The 13,256-nt window shown below is 38.9% G+C and carries 15 protein-coding genes; all 15 read left to right on the top strand.

Translation table 11 applies throughout. From position 1 onward, the window contains the following. Positions 1-33 precede the first annotated feature (33 nt). The 15 genes from EO127_RS00335 (at position 34) to coaBC (ending at position 13,224) form a co-directional block, all read left to right on the top strand. Positions 34-765 (top strand): ScpA family protein, encoded by a 732-nt coding sequence (locus tag EO127_RS00335; protein ID WP_127447537.1) that lies wholly within the window; start codon positions 34-36, stop codon positions 763-765. Then, entirely contained in the window at positions 762-1,298 is a 537-nt protein-coding gene (gene scpB, locus EO127_RS00340) for an SMC-Scp complex subunit ScpB (protein ID WP_127447538.1), read from the top strand. The genes EO127_RS00335 and scpB overlap by 4 nt, the downstream gene beginning before the upstream one ends. Position 1,299: 1 nt before the next feature. Continuing rightward, positions 1,300-2,022 (top strand): pseudouridine synthase, encoded by a 723-nt coding sequence (locus EO127_RS00345; protein ID WP_127447539.1) that lies wholly within the window; start codon positions 1,300-1,302, stop codon positions 2,020-2,022. An 8-nt stretch (positions 2,023-2,030) separates the two neighbouring features. Then, entirely contained in the window at positions 2,031-3,275 is a 1,245-nt protein-coding gene (locus EO127_RS00350; protein ID WP_127447540.1) for an NAD(P)/FAD-dependent oxidoreductase, read from the top strand. Between the two features lies 1 nt (position 3,276). Beyond that, the gene (cmk, locus tag EO127_RS00355; protein ID WP_009353847.1) at positions 3,277-3,963 is read left to right on the top strand and encodes a (d)CMP kinase; all 687 of its coding nucleotides are present in this window, start codon (positions 3,277-3,279) and stop codon (positions 3,961-3,963) included. Continuing rightward, positions 3,956-4,561, top strand: coding sequence for a 1-acyl-sn-glycerol-3-phosphate acyltransferase (locus EO127_RS00360; RefSeq protein WP_127447541.1), 606 nt, complete (start codon positions 3,956-3,958; stop codon positions 4,559-4,561). The genes cmk and EO127_RS00360 overlap by 8 nt, the downstream gene beginning before the upstream one ends. A 9-nt stretch (positions 4,562-4,570) precedes the next feature. Next, positions 4,571-6,478, top strand: a complete 1,908-nt coding sequence (locus EO127_RS00365) for a bifunctional 4-hydroxy-3-methylbut-2-enyl diphosphate reductase/30S ribosomal protein S1 (protein WP_127447542.1) — start codon at positions 4,571-4,573, stop codon at positions 6,476-6,478. 137 nt (positions 6,479-6,615) lie between these two features. Further along, positions 6,616-7,950 carry a ribosome biogenesis GTPase Der gene (gene der / locus EO127_RS00370; protein WP_127447543.1) on the top strand — a complete coding sequence of 445 codons (1,335 nt, stop codon included), beginning with the start codon at positions 6,616-6,618 and terminating at the stop codon, positions 7,948-7,950. Positions 7,951-7,955: 5 nt separating this feature from the next. Continuing rightward, the gene (gene plsY / locus EO127_RS00375; protein WP_127448048.1) at positions 7,956-8,546 is read left to right on the top strand and encodes a glycerol-3-phosphate 1-O-acyltransferase PlsY; all 591 of its coding nucleotides are present in this window, start codon (positions 7,956-7,958) and stop codon (positions 8,544-8,546) included. A 2-nt stretch (positions 8,547-8,548) separates the two neighbouring features. After that, positions 8,549-9,553 (top strand): NAD(P)H-dependent glycerol-3-phosphate dehydrogenase, encoded by a 1,005-nt coding sequence (locus tag EO127_RS00380; protein ID WP_127447544.1) that lies wholly within the window; start codon positions 8,549-8,551, stop codon positions 9,551-9,553. 82 nt (positions 9,554-9,635) lie between these two features. Next, complete coding sequence (gene rsmD, locus EO127_RS00385) at positions 9,636-10,181, top strand: 16S rRNA (guanine(966)-N(2))-methyltransferase RsmD (RefSeq protein ID WP_127447545.1); 546 nt, start codon at positions 9,636-9,638, stop codon at positions 10,179-10,181. Positions 10,182-10,196: 15 nt separating this feature from the next. Next, complete coding sequence (coaD, locus tag EO127_RS00390; protein ID WP_127447546.1) at positions 10,197-10,688, top strand: pantetheine-phosphate adenylyltransferase; 492 nt, start codon at positions 10,197-10,199, stop codon at positions 10,686-10,688. 9 nt (positions 10,689-10,697) lie between these two features. Further along, a complete protein-coding gene (locus EO127_RS00395) occupies positions 10,698-11,138 on the top strand; it encodes an ATPase (protein ID WP_126938712.1) in 441 nt (146 codons plus the stop codon). 246 nt (positions 11,139-11,384) lie between these two features. Beyond that, positions 11,385-11,831, top strand: coding sequence for a GNAT family N-acetyltransferase (locus tag EO127_RS00400; RefSeq protein ID WP_127447547.1), 447 nt, complete (start codon positions 11,385-11,387; stop codon positions 11,829-11,831). Between the two features lie 211 nt (positions 11,832-12,042). Beyond that, positions 12,043-13,224, top strand: a complete 1,182-nt coding sequence (coaBC, locus tag EO127_RS00405; RefSeq protein ID WP_127447548.1) for a bifunctional phosphopantothenoylcysteine decarboxylase/phosphopantothenate--cysteine ligase CoaBC — start codon at positions 12,043-12,045, stop codon at positions 13,222-13,224. The last annotated feature ends 32 nt before the right edge of the window (positions 13,225-13,256 follow it).

Raw genomic sequence — 13,256 nt, forward strand, 5'->3', positions numbered from 1 at the left:
CCATACCTTTATTTTTGGTAGAAAGGAGTTTTCATGAATACCTACGATTTCAAACTGGATATTTTTGAAGGCCCTTTGGATCTTTTGTTGCATTTGATTGAAAAGAATCAGATTGATATATACGATATTCCCATTGTGCATATTACCTCACAATATATGGACATATTGAAAACTTGGAATCAATTCGATATTGCTTATAGTAGTGAGTTTTTAGTCATGGCGGCTACTTTATTGCAGATTAAGTCACGCCTTTTGTTGCCTAAAGTTAACCATAAGGATGAAAGTGATACAGAAGATCCAAGAGATGAATTGGTGAATCGATTGGTGGAGTTCAAACGTATCAAAGAATTGACGGGTCTCTTAGAAGAACGTGTATCTGATGGTTCCTATGTATTTAATAGACCAGAAGAACTTAGCCAAGTGGGATTAGATCTTGTGTGTACTGTGGAGTGGGATGCGCTTGTGGCGTGTTTTCAGAAAGTACAAGAAAGGTATCAGCGTCCTGAAGTAGAAGCTCCTAAAGTCATGATGGAACGAGAAGAATATACATTAGACCGAGGAATTGAGGATGTATTACTAGCGACGAGACAGCAACAAGTGCCTTGTGTCAATTTGTTTGCGAAGGCACAGACGAAGGAAGAAAGCGTGGTTACATTTTTGGCGCTATTAGAGTTGATGAAACGTCAACTGTTGCGGATTATAGTGGGCAATCACGATGTATATAGCGTGATTGTAGAAGGTATAGAAGAAGGAGAGGCCCTGTGAGTAGCATTGAATTTCAGCAGTTAGAAGCTGTTTTATTTGCAGCGGCTACCCCTTTAACGGTAGATACATTAGCAGATATTTTTGAAGTCTATGTACCAGAAGTTGAAAGAGCTATCAAAGGTTACGAAGAAAGGTTAGTACAGGAACGGCGAGGAATTAGGATTCGTAAAAGTGCATCGGGCATAGAACTAGTGAGCGCCCAAGAATGCAGTGAATTTGTTACTAAAATTCGCCATAGAGATGAAAAACTATCTGGAGCGGCTATGGAAACGTTGGCTGTAATTGCTTTCAAACAGCCTATCACAAAAGGTGAAGTAGAAGAATTTCGTGGTGTGAACTGTGAAAAAGTATTAAAACAATTATTGGCCCGTGACATGATTGTAGAGTTAGGACGAAAGGAAACTATCGGACGTCCTGTGATTTACGGAACATCGGATAACTTTTTAAGGACTGTAGGTGCCAATTCTATTGAAGAATTGCAACAGTCTATGCCTCTTTCAGCGGGGTTATCCATAGATATAGAAGGAGATTAATATGGAACTAGAACGTTTGCAAAAATATATTGCCCGTTGTGGTGTGGCATCACGACGAAAAGCAGAAGAATTGATTACTTCTGGCAAAGTACTTGTGAATGGTAAATATGTAAAAGAACTGGGTGCAAAGGTAAATCCTACACGGGACCGCGTTAAAGTGGATGGACAACTATTGGAGCCAGAGGCATTGGAATATTATATTTTTAACAAGCCAAAAGGGGTGATTACATCCATTACAGATCCTGAAGGACGCAAAACTGTTATGGATTATATTAACTCTGTAAAAGTTCGTATTTATCCTGTAGGCCGATTAGACTACCATACAGAAGGATTATTACTATTGACGAATGATGGAACTATGGCGCAAAATTTAGCCCATCCATCAAAAGGTGTGACGAAAACCTACGAAGTAAAAGTAAAAGATCGTGTGCTTGATGAACATTTGGAACAGTTAGCAGTAGGTGTCAAATTAGAAGACGGTATGACGGCGCCTTGTGAAATTACAGACTACGGATTCAATGGAAAAACAGGTCTTACCACTATAGAAATTACCATCCATGAAGGGCGTAATCGTCAAGTCCGTCGTATGTTTGAACACTTTGGGTACTCTATTCATAATTTGAAACGCATCAACTATGCAGGATTGAATTTGAAAGGGTTGAAACGTGGGGCTTTTCGTAAATTAACTCGTGAAGAAGTGAAACAATTACAAGCGATAAAATAAGGATACATATGAAAAAAATTATTGTCATCGGTGGCGGCGCTGCAGGTCTTATGGCTGGCGTTCGAGCTGCACAATTAGGTGCCTCTGTGCGCATCATTGAAAAAATGAAGATGGTGGGCCTTAAAATGGGGATTACAGGTAAGGGACGCTGTAATGTGACGAATGCGGCTCCTATAGAAGATTTTATTAAGCAAACGCCTGGAAATGGTAAATTTCTATATAGTGCGTACCAACAATGGACGAATGAAGATATGGTTCATTTGCTCAATAGTTGGGGTGTCCCCACTAAGGTTGAGCGAGGTGGCCGTGTATTTCCAGAGTCTGATAAAGCAACGGATGTACGCAATGCCTTTATAGACACGTATCGTAAATTAGGTGGGCAACTTCATTTAGAAGAAAGTGTTAAGGATTTAATCGTACGAGATGGCGCTATTACAGGTGTTATAACAGATAAAAGAACCTATGAGTGCGATGCAGCCATCATCGCTACGGGTGGGATGTCCTATCCATTGACTGGCTCCACTGGAGATGGCTATGAATTAGCATCTTCGGTGGGACATTCCATAGTGGAACTTAGGCCATCCTTAATTCCTTTGGAAACAAAAGAACATTGGGTGAAAGATTTAATGGGGCTGAGTCTAAAAAATGTAGAAGTCTCTATTATTGCAAAAAACAAAGTGCAAACAAAACAATTTGGAGAAATGCTATTTGCCCATTTTGGAGTGACGGGACCGATTATTTTGTCTGCTTCTCATACAGTGACAAAGTTACTCAAGAAACAAGTAGAGCCTATTATCATTGAAATCAATTTAAAACCAGCCTTATCTCGAGAAGTACTAGATAAGCGCGTACAACGTGATTTCAGTGAGTCTCAAAATAAGCAATTAGTAAATGTATTGAAAGGTTTATTGCCATCCAAATTAATTCCAGTTATATGTCAATTAGCAGAGTTGGAAGGAACCAAGGCTATTCACGATATTACAAAGGAGGAGCGCTTACGACTAGTGGACACAATTCAACATATGCGACTTACCGTACATAAACCTCGTCCTATAGCAGAGGCTATTGTGACAGCTGGTGGCATTTCTGTAAAAGAAGTAGATCCCAAAACGATGCAATCTAAATTGGTGCATGGTTTATATATGGCAGGAGAAGTCTTGGATGTTGATGCTTTCACAGGTGGCTATAATCTGCAAGTTGCTTTTTCCACAGCCTACGTAGCTGCTACTCATGCAGCAGAAGGAGGAGTCTAATATGAATCGACGAATTTCCGTAGCCATTGATGGTCCTGCTGGTGCAGGTAAAAGTAGTATTTCTAAAGTAGTAGCCAAGAAATTAGGGTATTTATATATTGATACAGGAGCTATGTATCGTGGCATTACCTGGGCACTACTGAATGCGGGTATATCTATTGATGATGTAGATGCAGTAGAAGCTGCTTTGTCTAAGATTCAATTAGAACTACGTGTAGAAGAAACGGGTTTATCTGTATGGGTAAATGGAACAGATGTATCCCAAGATATCCGTACGCAATATGTGACAAGTCACGTGTCTCAAGTGGCTGCACAAAAAGCAGTGCGCACTAAGTTGGTAGAAATGCAACGTCACATGGCATCAGCGGGCGGTGTGATTCTTGATGGTAGGGATATTGGTTCTGTTGTGTTACCTAATGCGGAATTAAAAGTCTATCTAACAGCATCTGTGGAGACTCGTGGGCATCGACGTTGGTTGGAGTTGAAAGATTCCGAGAATATCTCTTTGGAAGAAGTATGTCGTACTGTAGCAGAGCGAGATGCCATGGATATGAATCGAAAGGAATCTCCTCTTGTATGCGTAGATGATGCAGTGGTTGTAGAAACGGATCATCTTAGTATAGAAGAAACTGTTCAAACTCTTGTTGACTTAATTCGTAAAGCGGAACTAGGAGGGCATCATGGATAAATTTTCTGAATGCTTATGGAGATCTGCGTTTACCATCGTTTATGGATGGTGGTATGGCACAAAGGTATATGGGAAAGAAAATGTACCTAAAGAAGGGCCGGTCATCATTTCTCCAAACCATAAGAGTAATAATGACCCTCCTTTATGTGGCTTTGCATTACCACGTCATGTGAACTTCATGGCAAAAGAAGAGCTATTTAGAAATCCAATTTCTAAATTAGTTTGTACTTGGCTAGGAGCCTTTCCGGTGCGACGAGGTGGAGTTGATAAATTAGCTATTCGTCATGCTATGAATTTATTGAAGGATAATTTAATGCTTGGTATTTTTCCAGAAGGGACACGACAAAAGGGTGACACCCTAGGGCGCTTTCACGATGGAGTGGCTTCGATGGCATTGCGCACAGGCGTACCAGTAGTACCGGTGGCGATTGTGGGTAGTGATAAAATGATTCGTGGAGAAGTAGCTGTTATTATTGGAAAGCCCATTGCCGTAGAAAAAGCAAAAGCAACAGTAGAAGCGATTGCAAAGGTAAATGATGTGGTAAAAACAGCCATCCAAACTATGATTGATGAGTATAAAGCAGGTAAGTATAAATAGGGGAATACTATGTTTACAATACGATTAGCAGAAAATTGTGGCTTTTGCTACGGCGTAAAGCGTGCTGTTACTATGGCAGAAAAAGCAGCAGACTCACAAGATTTGAGTTATACATTGGGACCTATTATTCATAACCCTCAAGTAGTTGGTCGATTAGAGGATAATGGTGTATATGCCATTAATGAATTAAGTGATGTAGAAGATGGTACGATTATCATTCGCTCTCATGGGGTTGGTCCAGAAGTATATGAAGAAGCAGAAACACGGGGATTACCGGTGATTGATGCTACTTGCCCCCATGTACAGAAGGCACAACGAGATGCAAAGTCTGTAGTGGATGAAGGATTAACCTTAGTCATTCTGGGGGAGAAGAAACATCCAGAGGTAAAGAGTATTAATCTGTGGGCAGGTAATAAAGGCATTATCGTAGAAACAGAAGAAGATGCTAGAAATATTCAATTCGTGGAAAAAATTGGCGTTGTTGTACAAACTACCTTTTCACAATTTAAGTTTCAAAGTATAATAAAAATATTAGAACAAAAATCTAAGGATCAAAAGATCTTCAAAACCATTTGTCAGGCTACAGAAGAACGTCAAAACTCTGCAGTAGCATTGGCGAAGGAAGTGGATCTTATGATCGTGGTAGGTGGAAAAAACTCTGGCAACACGACTAGATTAGCAGAAGTATGTCGTGATGTAGGTTGTACTACATACCACATCGAAACTGCTACTGAAATACAAATGACGTGGTTGAAGGACGTCACAACAGTAGGAGTCACGGCTGGTGCATCGACACCAGACTGGATAATTAAGGAGGTCATTCAGACGATGGAAAATTTTGCAGAATTATTTGCAGCATCAGAAGCGCAAGCAGAAGAATTTAAGAAAGGTAATGTGATTGAAGGGGAAGTTGTACAAATCGATGACGAACGTGCATATGTATCCTTTGGCTACAAAACAGAAGCACAATTAGAAAGAAAAGAAATGGCATACCCTACACCAGCTTCTGCTAAAGATGTGTTAAAGGAAGGCGATAAAATCAAAGCTGTTATCCTTAACCACATCAAAGAAGATAGCCCTATCTATCTTTCTATCACTCGTTTGGCTAAAGATGAAGATTGGCAATATGTTATTGAAGCACAAGAAAAAGATGAACCAATCATCTGTAAAGGTGTGGATGCAATTCCTGCAGGTTTAGTCGTAACTGTTAAGTCTTTACGTGGTTTCATTCCACTTTCCCAAGGTGACATTCACTTCGTGAAATCCCTTGATAACTTAGTAGGTACAGAATTCGAAGCTAAAGTACTTGAAGTTGAAGAAAAGAAAAACCGTTTGGTTCTTTCCCGTCGTGAAGTACTTGAAGTGGAACGCCAAGCTAAATTAAAAGAAGCGTTAGCAAATGTAGAAGTTGGCGGTACTTACAAAGGTACTGTTCGTAAAATCATGCCTTATGGCGCATTCGTTGATATCGGAGGAATCGAAGGTTTACTTCATATTTCCGACATCTCTTGGCAAAAAATTAAACGCGTTGAAGACGTGTTAGCAGTTGGTCAAGAAATCGACGTTAAATTACAATCCTTTGATGAAGAAAACAGCAAAATCTCTTTATCTTTAAAAGCATTATCCAAAAGCCCATGGGACGTTGCAGAAGAAACAATCCATGTAGGTGACGTGGTAACTGGTAAAGTAGTTCGCACAGTTCAATATGGTGCATTCGTTGCTATCAACGATGACATCCAAGGTTTACTTCACATTTCTCAAGTGACTAAACAACGCAATGCAAAAGTAGAAGACTACTTGAGCCGTGGTCAAGAAGTAGAAGTAGAAGTAATTTCTTTCAACAAAGATGAAAAGAAATTAGGTTTAAAATTAACTGAGTTAATGGAACCAGTAGCAACTGAAGAAGAAGCTGAATAATTTCTACATAATAGAAGAACAGTAGGTCCAATGGACTTACTGTTCTTTTTTTGCTTTCGTTTATGTGATACAATATAAGTTGATAAACTATGTGTTTTTACTCTTCCTTTGGGGAAGTTGAAATATGAGGTGAAAGTATGTCAAAACCATTAGTTGCGGTCGTAGGGAGACCAAATGTAGGGAAGTCTACATTATTTAATGCCATTGTGAATAAACGAATTTCTATTGTAGAAGATATACCAGGTGTAACTCGAGATAGGATTTATTTCGACGCGGAGTGGCTACAACGTGAATTTACTATGATTGACACAGGTGGGATTGAGTTCATCACTGCAGAAAGCCATGAAATTCCTAAAATGATGCGCTTTCAAGCCCAATTAGCTATTGAAGAAGCGGATGTGATCCTTTTTGTTGTAGATGGTAAACAAGGTATTACGATTGCCGATGAAGAAGTGGCTAATTTACTGCGTGCCAGCGGTAAGCCTGTGATTCTTGTAGTTAATAAAATCGATAGTGTGAACCAAGAAGCCAATATTTATGAGTTCTATAATTTAGGCATAGGGGATCCAATCGGTATTTCTGCAAAAAATTTAATGAACTTAGGTGATTTGCTAGATGATGTGGTGAAACATTTCCCTCCACAAAGTACTAGTGAGGAAGATGAAGATACAATTCATGTAGCTTTGATTGGTCGTCCTAATGTAGGTAAATCATCTTTAACAAATGCTTTGTTAGGTCAAGAGCGTGTTATCGTCAGTGATGTGGCTGGTACAACACGAGATTCTATCGACACCCACTGGAGTCATGATGGGCAGGATTTTGTGTTAATCGATACAGCGGGTATGCGTCGTAAATCTCGTATTGATGCACCTGTAGAGCGGTATAGTATTGTTCGGTCACTTCGTGCGATTGATCGGTCTGATATCGTGGTTTTAGTATTAGATGCTACTGATGGAGTGACTGAACAAGATAAAAAAATTGTTGGCTATGCTCACGAATCTGGTAAAGGTTTAGTCATCGTTGTCAACAAATGGGATTTGATTGAAAAAGATGACAAAACTACACTACGATTTACAGAAGATATTTATGACGAAATGGCATTCCTACGATATGCCCCAATCTTGTTTGCTTCTGCTTTGACGAAACAACGCGTTCATCGTTTAGCAGAACTTATTAAGTATGTATCTGAGCAACAACATATGCGTATTTCTACGAGTGTGTTGAACCAACTATTATCAGATGCACAAACCGTAAACCCAGTGCCATCTCGTGGTGGACGTATTCCTAAAATTTACTATATGACACAGGCAAGCGTAAAACCGCCTACCTTCATTTTATTTGTGAATGAACCAGAATTAATTCATTTCTCCTATATGCGTTTCTTAGAGAATCGCCTTCGTGAATCATTTGGCTTTGAAGGGACTCCAATTCGATTAGTACTTCGTGGTAAGAAGGGAACTGATGAAGAATGATAACGATGGAAATTGCTGTATTAGTTTTGCTTGCCTACGTAATAGGTTCTATTCCAACAGGGTTAATTATTGGAAAGCTATTTTTCCATACTGATGTGCGACAATATGGTAGTAAAAATATTGGTGCTACTAATACCTATCGCGTATTAGGTATGAAAGCTGCCTTACCTGTGTTTTTAGGTGATGCAGGGAAAGGAGCTATTGGTGTACTCTTGTTTTCACCGAATCCAGAATGGATGATTGTAGGTGGATTATGTGCTATGATTGGTCATAATTGGTCTATTTTTCTTGGTTTTTCTGGCGGCAGAGGAGTGGCTACAGGGTTGGGCGTGCTCATTGCATTATCACCAATAGCAGCGTTCATTTGCTTTGCTGTATGGGCTATTATTGTTAAGTTTACTTCTTATGTATCCCTAGGCTCCATTGTAGCGGCTACACTAGTGCCTATCGTGATGTACTGTTTATCTGAACCTTTACCATATATTATCTTTGGTGCTATAGCGGCGTTGTTCGTTGTATTCCGTCATAGAGAAAATATTATGCGTCTTTTACAAGGAAAAGAGTTAGCTGTGAAACGTATTACAAAGGATGAGTAAGTATGAAAATTGCAGTTATTGGATCTGGTAGTTGGGGGACTGCACTAGCTCTGAAAGGGATAGAGGCAGGTCACCAAGTGACTATGTATTGCCGTACGGAAGAAAAAGCAAATTACTTGCGTGAATATCGTATAAATCCTTATTTGCCAGAAGTTGTATTACCAAGTTCACTAGAGTTTCAACATTCTTATGAGGCTACCTTAGAGGATGCAGAGGTGGTGTTACTGGTAACACCATCTAGTTATGTGCGAAGTACTCTACAGGAGTTGAAACAATATTTACAACCATCTATGATTATCGTAGGATGCTCTAAAGGGTTGGAAAAAGATAGCGAAAAACGATTGTCCTTGGTTATTGAAGAAGAAGTTCAAGGTTTAGTGAAAGCGACGGCTATTTTATCTGGTCCTAATCATGCAGAAGAAGTAGGACGTAATCTGCCAGCTGCTACGGTGGTAGCAAGCCAACATAAAGGGGCGATTGGCACATTACAAAAAGCCTTGGGTGGACCGAGCTTCCGAGTATACGGTAATACAGATGTAATCGGCGTAGAACTAGGGGGAGCCACAAAAAACATTATCGCCTTAGCAGCAGGGATTGCTCATGGTATGAAGCTAGGTGATAATTTATTGGCAGCCTTACTGACTCGTGGACTTCATGAAATGACGAAGTTTGGTGTTGCTATGGGAGCAAAAGCTGAAACCTATGCAGGACTTTCAGGAATGGGTGATTTAATCGCTACCTGTATGAGTCCTCATAGTCGAAATCGTCGAGCAGGTCAAAAGTTAGCCGATGGAGAGACGATGGAAGATATCATCAACCATTCTCAGATGGTGGTAGAAGGTTTTTTTGCAGTTCGTATCATTTATGACGTAGCCAAAGCAAAGGGAATCGATATGCCTATCACCAATGCTTTGTATGAGGTACTATATCATCAAGTTCCTCCTGCAGAAGTACTAATGCAGTTGATGATGCGTGATGTAAAGCAAGAAGTTTGTAATGAGTCATAGACTATGAGGAAGATTTCATAAAAAATCTATTGTACCCCATAGTAAAATCATGTAGAATATACAGGTATAGGTAGTAAATCGTATGAGAATTATTTCAGGGACAGCTAAAGGGCATACCATACAAGCTCCGAAAGGTATGGATACAAGACCGACACAAGATCGTGTGCGTGAGAGCATTTGTAATGTGATACAAAGTCGAAGAGGATTTTTTGAGACCCAGGTGCTAGATTTATTTTCGGGGACAGGTGCGCTAGCCATCGAATCTTTGAGTCGTGGGGCTAGCCATGCTATTGCTGTAGATACGCGTACTGATACGTGTATTAAGAAGAATGCACAACATTGTAAGGTAGAAGACCGATTGGAAATTATGAAATGCACTATGGAATCGGCACTTTCACGGTTACAAGAAAAGCAGTTTCAGTTGATATTTTCAGATCCCCCTTATGAGAAAGGGTATATCCAAAAAACATTGGATTTAGTGGAAGAGTTACAATTACTTACCGAAGATGGCTTTTTGATTTTAGAACGCCATAAGAATGAAACATTAGAATTATTACCCAAGTGGGTGCTTGTGAAAGCTTTATCCTTTGGGTATACTCGCGTTGACATTCTGTGTCGAGAACCGTAGAAAGGGGCTTATATCGTGAGAATTGGAGTTTGTCCAGGTAGTTTTGATCCTGTTACAAATGGACATATAGATATATTTGAGCGTGCTAGTAAATTAGTGGACAAGCTAATCGTAGTGATTTTAGAAAATCCGAATAAGAAGTACTTGTTTACCTTGGATGAACGGGCTGAGTTAATTCGTCAATCTGTGTCACATATTCCTAATGTTGAAGTGGACTTTGGAGCGGGATTATTGAATGATTATGTAAAATCAAGAGATAGTCATATTATCATTCGTGGTCTCCGTGCGCTGAGCGACTTTGAATATGAATTTCAACGAGCTTTATTCTCAAAATATTTAGATGATGAGATTGAAACTGTATTTATTATGACCAATAATAAATATGCCTTTGTTAGCTCTACAGGAATACGAGAACTAGCTAAATTCGGTGGTAAATTAGAAGGTTTAGTACCGCCTGTTGTGAAACAAGCATTAGAAGATAAATTTAATACAGTACTAGAAAAATAGGAGGACGCCATGAGAACAGAAAAATTATTAGAAGAATTAGAAAATTTGATTGTTACTAGTAACAATATGATTATGACAAATAAAAAGTTAATTGAAGAAGAAGAGATCATGCGCATTGTAGATGCGTTGACAGAATCTTTGCCTCTTGAATTAGAAGAATCTCGTCGTATTGTGGCAGAACGTGACCGCATTGTAGCAGAAGGCCAAAAACAAGCGGATGCATTGATTGAACAAGCAAAAGAATATATTCAAAAATTAACAGAAGAAAGTGAATTAGTGAAACAAGCACAAGAGCATGCTAATCATATTATTGCAGAAGCTAATAAATCTTCTGAGGAACTTAAAAATAGTTCGATTCAATATGCAAGCGATGTGTTCAAATATGTAGAATCTAATTTAGAACGTACGTTAGAAGCATTGCAAGAAAATCGTCAAACATTATATAAATAAGTACATTAAGACTGTAAGGAATATATTTCTTGCAGTCTTTTTTGTATATACAACAGATACTATGTACTTGTGGTTTTTACTGTATTGGAAGTCCTATGTTAGATGCCATCGATTTAAAGTATAATGTACCTATGTCAGTAAGGGATAATTCATAATTAAAATTTTGAAAGAAATTAAAAGGACTTTTTATAACTTCGTCGAATACTAACAATATCAGTTTCATATAATACTAGGAGGAGGTATACTATGAATTTTGAAATTCGTAATGGCCACGATTATATTGATGAAGTAAAAGATTTATTTGTAGAGTATGTACGATCCTTAGGTGTATCTGCAAGTGTAAGAGAGTTTCATGGGCTGGAAGATAAGTACAAAGGTGAAGGTGAAGCTTTGTATATTGCTTTCATTGATAACAAGCCAGCTGGTTGTGTAGCATTACGCTATGTAGATAGTAACACAGCGGCTATGAAGCGTTTGTATGTTCGGCCTGCTTTTAGACACAGTTCATTAGGTACAAATATGGCAAAACTGGTAGTGGAAGATGCTCGTGAATTTGGGTATAAAACACTGCTTTTAGATAGTTTGCCTAGCATGGAAAACGCAAAAGAATTATATACTAGTTTAGGTTTTAAAAAAATAGATGGCACGAAGAAACCAGTGAAAACTGTTGTTCATTTGTCTTTACCATTGTAAAGGTTAATCATTGTTGGAATTGCTATCCATCATATAAAAAAAGCTGTAATCAATTATGCACGTTATAATTTGTTTACAGCTTTTTTGTGGATATACATATCTTGAACTTTCATAGAGAAAAATAGAGATGTATTACTGAGCAAGATACTGTATAATAGGGTAAGCATAGAAAGTCTATTAATTGAATTAGTTCTATAGGAAGGTGAGACCTTTGAAGGGTAAGCATATTGTAGTAGGTGTAACAGCAGGTATTGCAGCCTACAAAGCGGTGGATTTAGTAAGTCGTTTATATAAAGCAGGAGCAGAAGTAAAAGTGGTAATGACTAGAAATGCCACTAAATTTGTGAGTCCTCTTGTGTTTGGTGAAATTAGTAAGCATAAAGTGGCTGTGGAAATGTTTGAAAATGTACAGGATTGGAATGTAGAGCATATTGCCTATGCAACTTGGGCAGATGCTTATGTAGTAGCGCCAGCTACGGCTAATATGCTTGCGAAGATGGCTCATGGTATTGCAGATGATATGTTATCGACGCAATTGTTGGCCACAACGGCTCCAGTATTTGTATGTCCAGCTATGAATAGTAACATGTATTCCCATCCAACTGTGCAAGAAAATTTAAGCACCTTACGTGGTAGAGGTGTCCACGTGTTAGAACCAGATAGCGGACTTCTCGCATGTGGGGTAGAAGGAAAAGGTCGTTTACCTGATCCACAAAAGATTATGGATTGGGTAGACTTTCATTTAGGGAAAACAGAATTATTAGAAGGTAAAACCGTGATTGTCAGCGCTGGTGGTACGCAAGAAGCTATTGATCCAGTTCGGTACATTACGAATCGTTCCAGTGGAAAGATGGGATATGCAGTGGCTCTAAAAGCGGCCCAAGCGGGAGCTAAGACAATTTTGGTTTCCGCTCCCACAGATCTTGCTGTACCGATTGGGGTAGAATGTATTATAGTTCGTTCTGCTACGGAGATGAAAGAGGCTATCGATAGTCACTATGACTCTGCAGATGCTGTGATTATGGCCGCAGCTGTGGCAGATTATCGTGTAGCTGAAGTAGCGGATAATAAAATAAAAAAACAAGAAACTATGACATTAGAGTTGGTAAAAAATCCGGACATATTAGCAAGCTTAGGGGACCGCAAAGAGCATCAAAAATTAATTGGTTTTGCTGCGGAAACGCAAGATGTCATTACCTATGGAAAAGAAAAAGTGCGCAAAAAGAATTTGGATATGTTAGTGGCTAATGATGTGAGTAAATCCAACGCTGGATTTGATGTGGATACCAATGAAGTGACCTTTATTTATCCTGGAGATCAAATTGTAAATTTACCGAATATGTCAAAACTTGATGTGGCAGAACGTATTATTCAAGCCTTGGCAGACCTATAAATGTGTGCTATAATGACATGTAGTGGTTTTAA

It is taken from the genome of Veillonella sp. 3310 (assembly GCF_003999875.1).
Lineage (GTDB): Bacteria > Bacillota > Negativicutes > Veillonellales > Veillonellaceae > F0422.